Origin of the sequence: Paenibacillus sp. FSL K6-1096 (assembly GCF_037977055.1) — a bacterium.
In the GTDB taxonomy this organism is placed as follows: domain Bacteria; phylum Bacillota; class Bacilli; order Paenibacillales; family Paenibacillaceae; genus Paenibacillus_AQ.
This window is the reverse complement of record NZ_CP150274.1, coordinates 5788890-5804727: the sequence shown is the minus strand read 5'-3', so window position 1 is coordinate 5804727 and position 15838 is coordinate 5788890. Positions and strand designations below refer to the sequence as shown.

At 56.3% G+C, this 15838-nt stretch carries 11 protein-coding genes; 6 read left to right on the top strand and 5 right to left on the bottom strand.

The features are described 5' to 3' along the window. Positions 1-6 precede the first annotated feature (6 nt). Positions 7-513, top strand: coding sequence for a MarR family transcriptional regulator (locus tag MHI24_RS25565; protein WP_340022367.1), 507 nt, complete (start codon positions 7-9; stop codon positions 511-513). 122 nt (positions 514-635) lie between these two features. Here the strand turns inward: MHI24_RS25565 and MHI24_RS25560 are convergent, their stop codons facing one another. After that, complete coding sequence (locus MHI24_RS25560; RefSeq protein WP_340022366.1) at positions 636-1097, bottom strand: Dps family protein; 462 nt, start codon at positions 1095-1097, stop codon at positions 636-638. 276 nt (positions 1098-1373) lie between these two features. Continuing rightward, positions 1374-1676 (bottom strand): DUF1805 domain-containing protein, encoded by a 303-nt coding sequence (locus MHI24_RS25555; RefSeq protein WP_340022365.1) that lies wholly within the window; start codon positions 1674-1676, stop codon positions 1374-1376. Positions 1677-1893: 217 nt separating this feature from the next. Between MHI24_RS25555 and MHI24_RS25550 the strand changes: the two genes are divergently transcribed. Next, positions 1894-2421, top strand: coding sequence for a hypothetical protein (locus tag MHI24_RS25550; protein WP_340022364.1), 528 nt, complete (start codon positions 1894-1896; stop codon positions 2419-2421). Positions 2422-2488: 67 nt separating this feature from the next. Here MHI24_RS25550 and MHI24_RS25545 read toward each other — a convergent pair whose 3' ends face one another. Then, entirely contained in the window at positions 2489-2866 is a 378-nt protein-coding gene (locus MHI24_RS25545; protein ID WP_340022363.1) for a DUF423 domain-containing protein, read from the bottom strand. Between the two features lie 166 nt (positions 2867-3032). Here MHI24_RS25545 and MHI24_RS25540 point away from each other — a divergent pair, with 166 nt between their 5' ends. Beyond that, positions 3033-3494: a hypothetical protein gene (locus MHI24_RS25540; protein ID WP_340022362.1), complete on the top strand. Its 462-nt coding sequence runs from the start codon at positions 3033-3035 to the stop codon at positions 3492-3494. 65 nt (positions 3495-3559) lie between these two features. On the opposite strand, the gene MHI24_RS25535 is transcribed toward MHI24_RS25540, so the two are convergent. Together MHI24_RS25535 and MHI24_RS25530 are read right to left on the bottom strand one after the other, a co-directional pair. After that, a complete protein-coding gene (locus tag MHI24_RS25535) occupies positions 3560-5836 on the bottom strand; it encodes a copper amine oxidase N-terminal domain-containing protein (protein ID WP_340022361.1) in 2277 nt (758 codons plus the stop codon). Between the two features lie 60 nt (positions 5837-5896). After that, the gene (locus MHI24_RS25530; RefSeq protein ID WP_340022359.1) at positions 5897-6409 is read right to left on the bottom strand and encodes a hypothetical protein; all 513 of its coding nucleotides are present in this window, start codon (positions 6407-6409) and stop codon (positions 5897-5899) included. 328 nt (positions 6410-6737) lie between these two features. Here MHI24_RS25530 and MHI24_RS25525 point away from each other — a divergent pair, with 328 nt between their 5' ends. From MHI24_RS25525 to MHI24_RS25515, 3 genes are all read left to right on the top strand, one after another. Continuing rightward, entirely contained in the window at positions 6738-7244 is a 507-nt protein-coding gene (locus MHI24_RS25525) for a hypothetical protein (RefSeq protein WP_340022358.1), read from the top strand. A gap of 145 nt (positions 7245-7389) precedes the next feature. Beyond that, a complete protein-coding gene (locus MHI24_RS25520) occupies positions 7390-14109 on the top strand; it encodes a hypothetical protein (RefSeq protein ID WP_340022357.1) in 6720 nt (2239 codons plus the stop codon). After that, the gene (locus MHI24_RS25515) at positions 14106-15791 is read left to right on the top strand and encodes a DUF11 domain-containing protein (RefSeq protein WP_340022356.1); all 1686 of its coding nucleotides are present in this window, start codon (positions 14106-14108) and stop codon (positions 15789-15791) included. The genes MHI24_RS25520 and MHI24_RS25515 overlap by 4 nt, the downstream gene beginning before the upstream one ends. Positions 15792-15838 lie beyond the last annotated feature (47 nt).

Sequence of the window (15838 nt, the reverse complement as noted above, 5' to 3'; positions counted from 1 at the left end):
CGCCCCATGTATCCAGCCGAAGGACTCAAGCGCCTGCTGTATGAACGTTTTATCCATTTATCCCATTTATCTGAAGAGTTTTTTGCCGCTGAGGAGAATGCTATTGCAGAACTTCTGGAGGAGTATGGGATTACGTTCTCGTCAATCAGTCTAACCAGCATTCATGTCCTCGATTGTATCGGCAATAACGAACCGATTAACAGTACTGCAATCGCAGACAAGATGAAGCTGTCCAAGGCGAGCATCACCAAAATCAGCACCAAGCTTCTTCAGGATGGCTGCATCAAGCGAAGCCGGATGAACGATAACAAGAAAGAGGTGTACTTCAGCCTTGCCCCCAAAGGCAGACAGCTCTTTGACATCCACGCCAGAATGCATGAGCACCTTGAGCAGAAATTCCTTGAGACCATGACCCCCTTCACAGAGCCGGAGCTGCAGGCTTCGCTGAAATTTATACAGACGATGATTGATCATAGTCCCAAAAAAATAAAGGAGCTGCCCCAAAAGCCATGAAATGGCTGCTTGGGGTAGCTCTTTATGCTGGAATAGATGCTGTTTTCCGTTCCCGCAATGAAGGGGCTGTCACTTTTGGGACAGCCCCTTCATCTTCTTCCTTCTGAACGTTTACCCGCCAATCAGCCCAGGAATGCGCGCAGCATCCATTGATTCTTCTCCAGATCGGTGCGGATCTTGATGAACAGGTCGGCGGTCGGCTGGTCGCTGTTCTCTTCAGCCAGCTCGATGCCTTCCGTCAGTTCCTCCGCAACAGTAGCGAAGTCTTCGATGAGCGTCTGCACCATGCCGCGGGCGTCTTCCTTGCCTGTCGCTTCCTGAATCGTTGCAATTTCCAGATATTCTTTCATGGTCGCTGCCGGGCTGCCCTTAATGCTCAGCAGGCGCTCAGCCACCTCGTCCATTTTGAGCGTAATATCATCGTACAGCTCTTCGAACTTCACATGCAGGGCAAAGAACTGCTCACCCTTCACATACCAGTGATAATTATGCACTTTCACATAGAGGACGTTCAGGTTCGCAACCTGACGGTTAAGTACTTGTTCGATTGAAGAAGTGTTCACTTTATTTGACGCTTTAGCCATTAGATGATCCCTTCCTTATCCATAAATTTGGCCGGCTGCTGACTCATGCTCCGGCCTTGCGTTGTCTAATCTCCATTTACCCTTTCGCCTGCAGAGCGAAACAAGAGTGCTTGTACAGGCCCCTTCCGCCTGCCGCACACCGCAGCTTCACATCCTTACTCCATAGAATGAGCCAAGCGGGCGCTCCTTATGCTGCATTATGTATTTTTCCTGCACAGATTTATGCCGCCCGCCAAGAGTGTGACTGCTCCTGCAGGCGGCATTCCTCCGTCTCCTTCAGACCATGAGAAGCAGGGCATCCGCCCCGGTCATTCCCGGCACAATTCCCAGCTTCTCCGCCTCTATCGTTACCGACTCCAGCGGCGCGGCCAGCAGTTGGGCAAGCGTGCGCACGCCCACAGCCCTTGCCGCGATAATGTGACGGTCTGCCAGCGTCTCGTTCAGCAATCCGACATCCAGCGCCCCGCACATGATGTACCCCTTGTCAGTGCTGATACTGAGCAGCGTGGTTTTGGGCAGCTTCACCTCAACTCCGACCAGGATATGACCGCCCACCTGTACAGGCTCTAATGTTACCATTTGCAGCGCCTCCCTGTTTTCGCGTTCACGATTTTAGGTTATGCTTCTGCTGCCGGGCACGTGTGGACGATGGTCCTACTCCACAGATAATTTAGCGGGCCGTAAGTCCTTATTTTCTCTGTTGAGGGGTCTATAATTTCCACATATTTAGTGGTATAGTTTATATACTAAATTTAATATTTAAGTAATCGTGCCAAACGATAAAGCTGGGGGATTAATGGATAAAAGATTACAACACACCGACGGGAACTATTTATTCAATGTTGACATCCTGATAAATGCCCGTACTAATCCGCTTGCATTGCAATATTTGCTTGAAATGTTGAACGGCAGCGGCAATGTTACTGACTTCAACATCAACTCCGGCCTGGAGCTGGGCAGAACCATCGACCACCTGCTGAAATCCGCCAAGCTGGCTCTGAACAGTGACTCCCCTGTACCCGCTCCGGTTGCAGTGAATGTACACAGGAAGCCGGCGGACAAGCCAGCCGAGAAACCGGCAGCCAAGAAGCCGCCTGCAGCGCCTGCTCCGGTAGAGACTCCGGCCGATGTATTCGGTAAGATCAGACAGTATATCCAGAATAACCAGCTGGTCCGCCTGAGAGCGAACCGGCACGGGAAGCAGGTGTCCATGCCCTGCCGGATTCTGAATTTCGATGAAAGCGCCAACTCGCTAAGCGTATACCATGTGGATGAGAAGCAGGTATACACCTTCAAGCTTAATGAAATCGATGAATTTCTGTAACGCGAAGAAGCACCCGTTCCGAATCTCCCGGACGGGTGTTTCTTCGTGTCAGGCCGCTGGCCGCTCTTCACCGCTTGCGGGCGAAGGCTTCAGCAGCAAAGCAGATCCAGCCCGCAAGGAAACACACGCCTCCAAGGGGGGTGATGGCTCCAAGGATTTTGATGCCTGAGGTACTGAGAATGTACAGACTCCCGGAGAAGAGCAGAATTCCGGCTCCGATCAGCCTTCCCGCCCAGCGCAGACGGGTGCTGTCGCCCCACTGGCCTGCGGCCAGGCCGATGAGCACCAGCGCCAGGGCGTGGGCCATATGGTACTGCACCCCCGTCTCGTACACCTTCAGATAATCCTCACTGATCACAGGCTTCAGAATGTGCGAGCCGAACGCCCCGATTCCTACGGACAGCATCGCCAGCACAGCTCCCCAGCCGATCAATCTTCGTTGCATGGGTTCACAGCTCCTTCTTTGTCTTCAGCTTCTCCTATTCTAACGTATCGGCACAGCCTGCCGCCAGCTTGAAGGAACCGGGGAAGATTTTTAGCGGATAGCTTGCTTTTGAAGACTGCTTGTGATGAAGTAATAGTAACCCATTCTATCTTAAGGAGTGCAGCCCATGGACTATCAATCTCCCCCCAAACCGGATACAGACAGTCAAACAGTAGACAGGTGGGGAAATCCCGCTCAAGGCATGTCCCCGGAGCCGGAGTATAAATATGAAGAGAATCCGCGCGACTACAAGCATTCCGGCCCCGGCATCGCTTCCTTCGTCATCGCTATGCTCACACTGGCCGGCTATGTGGCAGCCTTCGTATATACAGGCGCGAAGGCTGCATCTATCTTGGGTGAGAATAATAAGCTGCTCCCTGAATCAGCAGAGTTAATTATGTATCTGGGCGTGACTGTGCTGATTCTGGTAGCGCTCAATGTTATAGGCGCTGTAACCGGCATTGTCGGCTTAACCTTCCGGCAGCGCCGCAAGGTCTTTGCCGTCCTCGGAACCCTGATCAACGCCATTTTCCTGCTCCTCTTCATGCTGCTGCTGTCCGTGGTCCTGGTGAATGCCGGGGCAGCCTGAGCACCGCCGTTACAGCAAAATACAGCATATCCCGCTGAACCGGGATATGCTGTATTTTATTGTGTCTATAGCTGAAACTCTTCACTGGAATCGGATAATCCGCCATTCTGCACACCTGAATTATTGGCTACTGCGAGTACATATAATTTGTATTTGGTTCCTTTGACAATGGCATTGCCGTTGATATCCCGGTCCGCAGCCGCTACAGTCTGGTTGCTTCCGTTAGGCGCAGCGGATCTGTAATTGGAGGACTTCACATCGAGTGCCTCTGCTGCGCCGAAGCTCTGTCTCGAAGGAACCACGAATACCCGGTATTCCGAGAGATTCGTCTCCCGGGCGGATTTGGTGAAGTGGACGACTATTCTGCCGTTATCCGTACCGTAGGTCACATTCGTTACAGAGACAACCGGAAGCTTCTCCGACAGACTGATGGCTGACGAGCCCCCGGACAGAGCGTTCGCTCCCGGGTAGTTTCCGCTGCGCACAGACAGCACATACACCCGGTAGCTGGTTCCCGGCTTAATCAATGCTCCGCGCACATCTCTCGCCGAAGCCTCCAAGACTTGACTGGTGCTGTTCCCGGATACGCCAACGGAGGTATAGTGGGGCGCATTATTTGCATCATTCAAGCTGAAGCTGCTGTACTCCTTCACCGGCACCACCAGAATCCGGTACTGGCTAATGTAGCTTTCGTCACTGGCATGGGTGAAGGATACCCTTAGATCACGGCCATCGCCGTAATCATTCACATCACTTACATTCAAGCCGGATACAGTGCTCAGGCTGGAGGTGTTGAGCAGGGTAACCGCCGGGGAAGCGGCAGACAGAATATTTGCGCCCGGATTATTGCCTTTGGCAACTGATAATACATATACCCGGTAACTGGATCCGTTCTTAATGTAGTTCCCTCTCACATCCCTGCTGGAGGCGCTGAGCACCTGCTCTGAGGATGAGCCGGATGTGCTTACCGCCGTATAGTAGGCATTAGGCACATTATTCGCATCACTCAGGCTGAAGCTGTTGTAGCTGGATACAGGAACAACCATGACCCGGTACTGGCTGATGTTGCTCTCGTCTGTCGGATGTGTGAAGGAGACCTTCAGATCGCGTCCGTCATTATAGTCATTCACATCACTTACGCTCAGATTTGAGATTCCGGCTGTGGTCAGGGTAAGCGCTGCGGACGGAGCAGACAATACATTATTGGCCGCATTGCCGCTGTCAACTGCCAGCACGAACACCCGGTAGCTGTTGCCTGGACGGAGCAGCGCCCCATCCGTATCCCGCGCGCCGGAGGAGAGATTCAGGCTCAGATTATTGCCGTTCTTGCTGATCTGCGTGTAATTGGCGCTGGATACCGCAATGGCTCTGTCCCGGTCGAAGGCGGAAGCATTCGCAGCCTTGACTACGAAGATCCGGTAGAAGCTGACCTTCGACTCATCTGCCAGCTTGTTGAAGCTGACCTGGATATCCCGGCCGTCCCCGTAATCATTCGTGTCATTGGCCTGCACCGTACCAAAGGCCGGTACGGTCTTGTTGACCAGGGTAACAGGGGATGACGGGGCGGATAACGCGCTGTTATTGTTTCCCTTGCCCACCGTAATGACATAAGCGGTATACCCCTGATTATTCTTAATCAGGTCCCCGTCCATCGTACGGGTCGCAGCGTTCAGCTTCAATACAGGGTTCGCTCCTGTTGCCAGAACAACGGAATAATTATTGGAGCCTACTGCAAGCGCTGATGACAGATTCAGCGAAGTGCCTGCCTTGACAATCAGGACGCGGTAGTGATCCACCAGCGACTCGTCGGCTACCCGGTTGAAGCTGACCTGCAGGTCCCGTCCGTCTCCGTAATCACTGACATCCTGGGCGGCTACTCCATTAACCGGAGCCGCATTGCCGAATACCGGAACAGGCGTCTTAATGGTCACAGTCTGGGCGGACGGATTCCAGCCTACCTCCCGGCCCAGCGCTTCGCTGACGAACCGGGTTGGCACCATTGTCCGGCCCTTCAGATTCAGGCCCGGTACATCGAGGGTAACAGCCTTGTTGTTAATCGTGGCCAGCTTGGAGCCAATCTTGAGCACAATCGTGGTATCACCTTGGGAAGCAGTTACTGTCTGTGTCTTCTGATCCCACTTGATGCCGGCGTTGAAGGCCTCGAAGATGGCCCGCAGGGGCACCATCGTCCGCCCGTTCACCATGACCGGCGGCTGGTCGGTGGACAGCGTCACACCATCAATAATAATTTTGATGGGTTTGGCTGCTGCCTGGGCCGGAGCCTGAAACAACACAGGGAACATTAATAATCCTGCTACAATCGAAATCCATACTTTTCTCACAAGCTCACCCTCCCGGATAGGAACACAATCTCATTTCACTATCCTTTTGACGCATGAAGGTCAGAAAAAGTTTCTCCATATACTGGTTACAGAAATAAAACCTTTGAAGAGTGAAATATGTGCTCCGGCCCCGGGCGGCGTATCCAGGCCATCTGCCTTGACCAGGCTGGACAGAATCCGCTGAGTTATACCCGGTTCATCTCCCACGGCTCGTTCGGTATATACAAAGACTACCGGGTCATCCATCTCCAGAGCATCAGGTGCATTCTCCGTACCTGGCCCCAGCTCAAAGGCGGTCGGCCCTTCCTCTGTCTCAATCTCCACGGAATGGTTATCAATCTGACCGACATAAATGCCGGAGCCCTGAATGCTCTGCGTCTCCTCCGCTGCCGAAGCACTTGGCTGAAGAACCGGACTGGCAGCAGGTGCAGCCGTTGTCTGTACAGGAGGATTAGAAGCCTTAGCTGACGGTTCACCGGACACTTCCGGCAGGGCGTTTCCTCCGCAAGCCGTTAAGGTGAGCAGCAGTGCAGCAATCGCGGTCATAGCGGGCAGCGAACGTTGTGATCTCATGATGATTGTTACCTCCTCTATGGGTTGCGGTTAGCCGGCGGCAGGCACCGGCTTTAATTAGGATTACCCCACAAGCCTGGCTGCATAAACTTGCCTGGCCGGGCTGGGCATCAGCCGTAAGCAGAGAAACGCCCCGATTAATACAATGGTGAAAGAGCCTTATCCTGCACGCTAAAAGGAGTGATTTCCCCTGAGAATCGATATCGGCTGCGGCACCCGCAAAGAGTCAGGTTATCTGGGAATCGACTGCAAGCCCTACCCTGGAGTAGATATTGTCTGCGACATTTGCGAGGGAATTCCCCTGCCGGATCAGACCGCCGAATTCGTTATGGCCAGCCGGGTCATGCCCTATATCAGCGATCTGTATGCCGCGATGGCAGAGCTTCACCGGATCAGCACGCATAAAGCGGTGGTCTGCATTCTTTCACCCTATGCGCACAGCTTCCCTCATGCCTCCAACCCGATGTTCAGGCAAAAGTTCGACGAGTACACCCCCCGCTATTTCACCGGCACCTTTTTTCAGCCGTCCGGAAGCCCGCTCTGCCCGGAGATTCCGGATTATCCCGCACCGGTGCCGCCGTTTGATTTCAGACTGCTGCGGATGGAGCTGTTCTATCAGTATCCTTTTGACGATTCGCTCTATGAGGCGGAGGAGCTTGAGGTGCTGAAGGCGCTGCAGTCCAATGTGGTGCACGAGATTATGTATCATTTCGCGGTTGTGAAGCAGGCGATTACCCCGGAAGAGCTGGAAACGATGAGCAGACAGGTGTATCCCGAGCCTCAGGTGCTGCTTGAGCGGCGGCTGCGGGGACAGCGCAGGCTAAATTCGTTGTAAAATTTGGAAATGGACAGACAAAATTATTCTGTATTTCTCATAGGCTAACAATACAGACAAGAAAGAGGCACGCCGGCTCCCCGCAGGGCTGGTCTGCTTTTTTTCGCTGTCCGCCTATCTCCGGCACATCCATTTCCATAAGGAGGTGATAATCATTCCTCTAGTTGTCCGGTCTACGGTTAACGCAACAGGCGCCATTACATTTACAGGCAACACGCTGGGGCTTAGCCGCTCTGATACTTCCGGTGTTCCCGGCACGCTGGACAGTATCGGAGCCTTCACTACAACGAATACCGCATCCGTATTCGGCACCTATCCTGCGGGCACTACGAGTGTGTATCAGAGCAACAGCTCAGCCGCCATTCTGACTCTTCCCGCCGGAAGTACGGTTCTGTATGCAGAGCTGATCTGGGGCGGTTCGTATGTTAACGGCAATGTCAACCTCACTGCAGCGATCAACAATCCGGTCTCCTTTACAACACCGCTTGGCAACACCGTCAGTGTAACGCCGGATTCGGCGACGGCCAATTCCGTGGATCTCGGCGGCGGAGCGCTCGCATATGTCCGTTCCGCCAATGTAACGAGTACGATCCAGGCCTCCGGCGCCGGGACCTATGTCACGGGCGGTGTCGTCGGCACTATCGTAATCACCGGGGATTCCACCGCCAACCATGCCGGCTGGACCCTTGCTGTCATCTATCAGAATCCGTCACTGCCCTTCCGCAACATGTCCCTGCGCGCAGGCGCTGTCCTGGTCCAATCCACCTCGGCTCCGGTGGTTACAACTATTACCGGCTTCGCCACCCCAGTCACCGGCGCGCTTGGCGGCCGTATCCTGTTCAGCGCCCAGGAAGGGGATGCCAACCGTTCCGGGGATCAGGCGCTCTTCGGTCCTACCTCCACCACCCAGGTGGCGTTGTCAGGTCCGAATAATTTTGCCAACAACTTCTTCGCCTCGCAGATCAACAACGATGCCGGCAACCTGAACACGACCGGAACCTTCGGAACCCGCAACCAGACCAACGGCAGTCCGGGCAGCAATATCATCGGCGGCCGCCAGGGCTGGGATATTACCAATGTGGATGTATCTGCACGCCTTATCAACAATCAGTCAGCCGCCTTGCTGACACTAACTACATCAGGTGACGCCTATGTCGTCAATGCCAACGCCCTGCAGATTGATATCAATGCACCCAAGATCTCACTCGTCAAAAGCGCCAATGCCGCCGGTACGATCGTCGGTGACCTGGTCACCTACACCGTAACCGTCAGCAATACAGGGACGGCCAGTGCGGCCAGTGTTGTTCTATCGGATGCCTTGCCGGCAGGCCTTACCTTTGTTACAGGCAGCGTAGTAGTCGCCGGTGTGTCCCGCCCGGCCTATGACATTACTTCAGGCATACCGCTCGGCTCCCTGGCTCTTGGCACCTCTATCACCGTTACATACCAGGCCAGAGTGACTTCACTGCCAAGCCCGCAATTCGTGCCCAACACCGCCAATGCCGCGTTCACCTTCCAGAGTGTCGCCGGCGGGCCGGTTGTGAGCGGGGTCATTCCGTCTAATACGAACTCGCTGCCGGTCTATTCTCCGGTTCTCGGCATCGTCAAGAGTGCGAACACCACCAATGCTACCGTCGGGGACCAGATTCTCTACACGCTGCAGATCTCCAATACCGGCAATATCGGGGCGGTCACTACACTCACTGATAACATTCCTGCAGGCAGCTCATATGTTCCGGGAAGCTTCACCGTGAACGGTGCGCCTGTGGCCGGCAATCCCGCTGCCGGCATCGCCATCGGCACCATCGCAGCCGGGGCCAGCTCTACCGTCCAGTTCAGCGTACTGGTGAACAGCCTGCCCTCGCCGCCGCAGCTGACCGATCGGGCAACCGCCGCATACACCTTCACCGTTCCTGACGGGCGGACCGTCAGCGGCAGCGCCGCCTCCAACACGTTGACTATTCCAGTCAGGCTACCCAATGTCACCATCGCCAAAAGCGCCAGCTTCCCCGATGTCACCGTAGGCGATACCCTGCAATACACCTCGGTGATTACCAACAACGGAATCGCCGCCATCACGAGTGTCGTGCTGTCTGATCCGATCCCTTCCGGCAGCACGCTGGTGCCTGGCAGTGTGACCGTGGCCGGCAGCGCCCGGCCGGCCGCAGATCCGGCTTCGGGAATATCCGTCGGCACCCTTGCTCCGGGAGCCAGTGTGACGGTCACCTTCCAGGTGAATGTTACTGCCGTGCCAAGCGGCGGCCAGCTCTCTAACCAGTCATCGGCCTCTTACAGCTCAGGGTCTTTCACCGCCATCTCCCAATCCAATACGATCCTGACCCCTGTCTACCAGCCGGTCATCAGCATTGTCAAGAGCGCAACCCCGGGCAGCGCAACCGTCGGCGGGAATGTCCAATATACGCTCCAGGTGCAGAACACAGGCAATCTTGCAGCAACAACAACCTTATTCGATACCATCCCGGCGGGGACTGCCTTCGTCCCGGGAAGCGTGACGGTGAACGGGACAGTCCGGCCTTCCGATTCCCCGGTCAGCGGCATCCCGCTGGGAGCGGTAGCCCCGGGGGCGGCCTTGACGGTTACCTTCCTGACCTCCGTTCAGGCCCTGCCGTCCCCGGCCACCTTGACCGACCAGGGCAGCAGCAGCTACACGTACCAGCTGCCCAGCGGACGCTCCCTGTCCGGGGGGAGCCTATCGAACACCGTGACCCTGCCCGTCTCTGCCCCCAACCTTACGGTTCTCAAAAGCGCTAACCGCACAGCTGTCGCTGTAGGCGAATATCTCACCTACACCGTGTCAGTATCCAATCCCAGCGGGGTAGCGGTTAACAATGTCGTGCTGTCTGATCCGGCCCCGGCCGGCAGCGCTTTTGTCGCCGGAACCGTCACAGTGAACGGGGCAGCCGTACCCTCGGCTAACCCCAATACCGGAATTGCTCTCGGCACGCTTGCAGCCGGAGCAACAAGAACAGTGGTCTTCCAGGTGAATGCCACCTCTATTCCCAGCCCGGCTCAGCTCAGCAACCGGGCCAGCGTATCATTCACGGCCGGGAGCTTCAGCGGAACCGCACTGTCGAACACTGTACAAACTCCGGTATTCATTCCGGTGATAGGCCTGGTCAAAAGCTCAAGCCCGGCTCAGGCCTCAGTGGGCAGTCTGCTCTCCTTCTCCATCCTGGCCAGCAACACGGGCAACATCGCCGCCACGCTTAATCTGACCGACATCCTGCCGCCGCAGACGGTATTCGAGACCAACAGCGTCAGCATCGGCGGCACGCCGCTGCCCGGCTACAGTCCCCTGACCGGCATTCCGGTGGGTCCGCTGGCCCCCGGAGACAGCGTCACGGTCAGCTTTCTGGTTACGGTAACGGCCCTGCCGCCGAGCCAGCAGCTGTCGAATTCAGCAGCGGCTTCCTTCACCTTCACCCTGCCGGATGGGCGGACGCTGGGCGGCAACACCGTATCCAACACCTTGACGCTTCCCGTCTCTGCCCCCAATGTCAGTATCGTCAAAAGTGTAAATGCGATCGATGCCGTGACCGGCGACATCCTTACATTTACCTCCGTGCTGACGAACAACAGCATCGCTTCTGTCAGCAATATCATTCTCAGTGATCCGCTTCCTGAGAATGCAGCCTTCATTCCCGGAACCGTAATTGTAGGCGGCGTCTCCCAGCCGCTGGCAGTTCCGTCCGCCGGCATTCCAATCGGCAGTCTGGGCCCTGGTGCCTCCGTTGCCGTAACATTCGAGGTGAGGATAACAATGCCGATTCCTTCACAGGTCAATAACCAGTCTACTGTCAGTTTCACCTCCGGGGTCTTCTCCGGCTCTTCATCATCCAACGTTACCACCACACCGGTAACACAGCCGCAGATCACCCTTGTCAAAAGCGCCAATGACCTGAACGCAACCGTCGGCGACACGATCATTTATACGATTCTGGTCAGCAATACCGGGAATGTGGCAGCCAATGTGACGCTTACGGACAATATTCCGGCCGGCACCGCTTTCGATCCCAACAGCGTCATTGTCGGCGGCTTCCCCCAGCCGGGCGTTGCGCCGGATACCGCGATTACGGTCGGTGTTGTCGCCCCCGGAGCCACTGTAACCGTGAGCTTCACCGTCTTCATTCTGTCCCTGCCATCCCCGCAGCAGCTTGTGAATCAGGCGAACGCCACGTATACCTTCACTCCGCCTGACGGACGGCTGCTGACCGGCAGCGCCGCCTCCAATACGGTAACCATAGCGGTCTCCGCTCCCAATTTGGCGGTGGTCAAGAGCACAACCTCCACTTCTGTTGCTCTTGGAGATACGATCGCCTATTCCGTGAGCATCACCAATAGCGGGATAGACCCGGTGAACAACATACTGCTCAGCGATCCGACGCCGGCAGGAGCAACCTTTGTACCGGGCAGTGTTTCAGTAAATGGGGTACCTTTTCCTATTGCCAATCCGGCCACCGGGGTCACCATAGGCACGCTTGCCCCAGGCGCATCGGCTACAGTCTCCTACTCGGTTACAGTAACATCGGTGCCCGCAGCTGCTTCCATAAACAATCAGGCGACGGTCACCTACACCTCCGGTGTCTTTACCGGCTCAACCTTCTCTAACCCTGTTGCTGTTCCTGTATTCCAGCCGAATATTTCGGCGGTCAAAACAGGGAGTACCACGAACGCGACTGTCGGCGATACCGTGACGTATACCCTGACGGTGAGCAATACAGGCAACTACGAGGCAATTCTGACTGTTACCGACAATATTCCGGCCGGCACCACTCTTGTCGATAACAGCGTGCTGATTAACGGTCTGCCTCTGCCGCAGGCCAATCCCACATCCGGGATCACTGCCGGAACAATCGCTCCGGGGGCAACCGTAGCTGTCTCCTTCTCGGTAGTCATCACCTCGCTGCCGTCACCGCAGCTCCTGGTGAACCAGGGGAACATTACCTACAGCTTCACCCTGCCTGACGGCAGAACCCTGGGAGGCTCATCGCCAACCAACACCTTGACGATCCCTGTCTCGAACCCCAACCTGGCGGTTGTCAAGACCACCGCAACCACTGCAGCCAATGTCGGAGATACGATCACATATTCCGTAGCCTTGACCAACAACGGGATCGCTACAGTAAATAATGTGGTATTCACAGATGCTCTGCCAGCCGGTACCAGTCTGGTTCCGGGCAGCGTGCTGGTGGACGGTGTCCCCCGCCCGGCCGCCTCACCGGCTACCGGCGTGACAATCGGCAGCATTGCTCCAGGGGCCTCAGTCACCGTTGCATTCAATGTAACAGTGACCTCCCTGCCGTCTTCAGGTGTGCTGAACAATCAGTCATCCGCCAGCTTTACGTCCGGTGCCTTGGCCAGTGTAGCCTTCTCGAACATTGTAACCACACCGGTCTTCCAGCCGGTCCTGGCTGCAGCCAAGAGCTCGAATACCCAGAATGCAACGGTTGGAGACACGATCCTCTATACCGTCACTGTCAGCAATTCGGGAAATTATGCGGCGACGGCTACTCTGACCGACACTATCCCCGCAGGCACAACACTGATTCCGAACAGTGTGCTGATTAACGGCTTCCCGTCGCCGGGGGCCGATCCGGCTACCGGAATCCTGCTGGGCAGCATTGCTGCCGGTGCCACGCTGACTGTATTATTCTCAGTCGTCATCGACACCCTGCCGGCCAGCCAGCAGCTCAGCAACCAGGCGGTTATCGCCTTCAGCTATACACTGCCCGACGGAAGAGTCTTCAACCAGTCCGCCAGCTCGAATATCAACCTGATTGCTGTATCCTCACCGAATGTATTGGTTGTCAAAAGCACTACTGTCATCGACGCCGTCCCTGGGGATACGGTCCCTTACAGCATTGCGGTCACCAACAGCGGCATCGCCCCGGTCAACAATGTGGTGCTTAGCGATCCGGTTCCTTCCGGCGCTTCCTTCGTTGCCGGCAGCGTAACCGTGGATGGCACACCGGTACCCGGGGCAGCGCCTGCCAACGGAATCTCACTGGGAACCATCGCTCCGGGAGCAACCGTTCAGGTTGCCTTCAATATCCTGGTCAATGCTCTGCCGAATCCGGCGGCCCTGAGCAACCGGGCATCGGTCAGCTTCACCTCCGGGGCATTCTCCGGCGCGTCTTATTCCAACACACTGGTCACTCCGGTGTATCAGCCGGTAATCGGCATCCTGAAAGCTGCGGATACCGCAAATGCGACAGTAGGCGATACCGTCACCTATTCGCTCAGCATAACCAACACCGGCAATCTTGCTGCTGTGGTCACCTTGACAGATTCCATTCCGGCAGGAGCTGTGTTCATTCCAAACAGCGTACTGGTTAACGGCCAGCCTGTTCCGGGGGCCGATCCGACGGCCGGCATCAGCCTGGGAACCGTTGCAGCCGGAGCCACGGTCACACTGACCGTCACCCTGCAGGTGACCGTAGCTTCTCTGCCTTCACCGCAGCAGCTTGTGAACCAGGCAGCCGCCACCTTCACCTTCACGCCGCCGGACGGCCGCCTGCTCTCAGGATCTGCATTGTCGAATACGCTGGTCATTCCAGTCTCTTCGCCGGACGTAACCGCAGTCAAGAGCACTCCGGCAGTCGATGCGGTTGTTGGCGATACCATCACGTATACCATTGTTGTGACCAACAACGGCATTGTGAACGTCAACAACGTAGTGCTGGTAGACCCGATTCCGGCCGGCAGCCAGTTCGTTCCCGGCAGTGTTACCGTAGACGGCACTCCGCGTGCGGGAGCCAATCCGGCCACCGGAGTTACCATTGGAACCATCGCTCCGGGAGCCTCTGTCACCGTAACCTTCCAGGTTCAGGTCATAGAGATATGACAGACCGCTCAAGGCTTCAGCCTGTCGTAACGAATCAATCCTTGGTCAGGTTCAGCTCGGCGGAGGGAACGGATGCTATCACCTACTCCAATACCGTCAACACGCCGGTTGTGGGTCCGGTGCTGTCTCTCGTAAAAGAAGCTGACCGCACGAGCGCTTCCCTGGGAGAGACGCTCGTCTACACCGTGGCCGTCTGGAACAGCGGCAATACCCCGGCGCTGGTCACGATCGTTGACGTCCTGCCGCCGGGTGTATCCTTCATTGCCAATAGTGTGCTTAGAGACGGAGTGCCTCTTCCGGGGGTCACTCCGTCTTCCGGCATCCCGGCCGGGGTGCTCAATCCGCACTCGGGGGTCTTTATCGTCTTCCAGGTCATTGTCGTCTCGCTTCCGCCCTCCCTTGTCCTGGAGAACAGTGCCACCGGCAGCTATTCCTTCGAGACCGTAGAGGGAAGAACGGTACGCGGAGAAGTCCGCTCCAATCCGGTCAGTGTCTCCCTGCTGTCCTACCAGCTGGCCACACTGCTCTCCGCCAGTACATTAACTACCTTCATCGGGGATACCGTCACTTATACCCTTCAGCTCAGGAATGAAGGAGCCCTGCCGCTGACCGGAAAAATTGCCGTCATTCCTCTACCGGAAGGAGCGGTATTCATTCCCGGCAGTGTCGTTGCCGGCGGAGTCTATTTGCCGGAGGCTGACCCGGCCTCCGGGATCAGTCTTGGCTCGCTCAGTGCAGGCTCTAGCGCGGAGGTCTCCTTCCGTGTCCGGGTAAGCTCTCTCCCCCCGGATTCCGTATTGCAGGCAACGGCACAGGTCTCCTATGAGGCATATGACAGCAGAGATACTACAGTAAGCAACATAGTTAGGATTACCGTGATCCAGCCCGGGCTGTCTGCCAGTCTCAGGGTGGATCTCTACAGCGCCGCTCCGGGCGACAATCTGCGGTATGAATTCACGATCCGCAATAATGGGAACCTGGCCGTGAATGCCCTGCTCGCGGAGGTTATTCCGCAAGGTACGCTGTTCATATGGGACAGCATCCGGATCGACGGTATTCCCCAGCGGGGTGTACGTCCCGGAGACGGCATTCCGCTCGGTACCTTAAGGGCAGGCACAGCAATCGTAGTTGATTTTCTTGTCTCCATCCCGGGTGCCACCGATATCCGCCAGACCCCGGCCATTCAGAACCAGGGGATTGTCCAGTACACCTTCACCCTCCCGGACGGGCGCAATGTCCGGCAGGCCGCCCGTCCCAACCCGGTGACCACCCTGCTGCTGTCGCCGGTCATCTCCATTCAGATGGAAGGGGAGCCGCCGGTTGTCGAGCCTGGAGGCACAGCCGAATTCCGGATTCAAGTGACCAACAGCGGGAACTATCCGGCAGAGGTCGCGGTCATCCGCCTGGTGCCGCAGGGCACGGTCATTGAGCCGGACATTGTGACCATAAGCGCTGTCACTGTACCCGGAACCCCTTTTAGCGGGACGGTTCGCCTGGGAACTCTGCAGGCCGGCCAGACCGTTACACTGAGCTATCTGGTAAGGATCAACACCGGATATATGGGCAAGGATCTGCAAGGCTTCTCGGCCGCGCTGTACCTGTTCAACATTGACGGACGCAAGTATTCCGGTGAAGCCCGCTCTAACAGCTACAGACTGCTCATCGAAGAAATCAGTGAATAAGACAGCTCACATATCCACCCTCCCCCTGAATATACTTTAGTTACAAC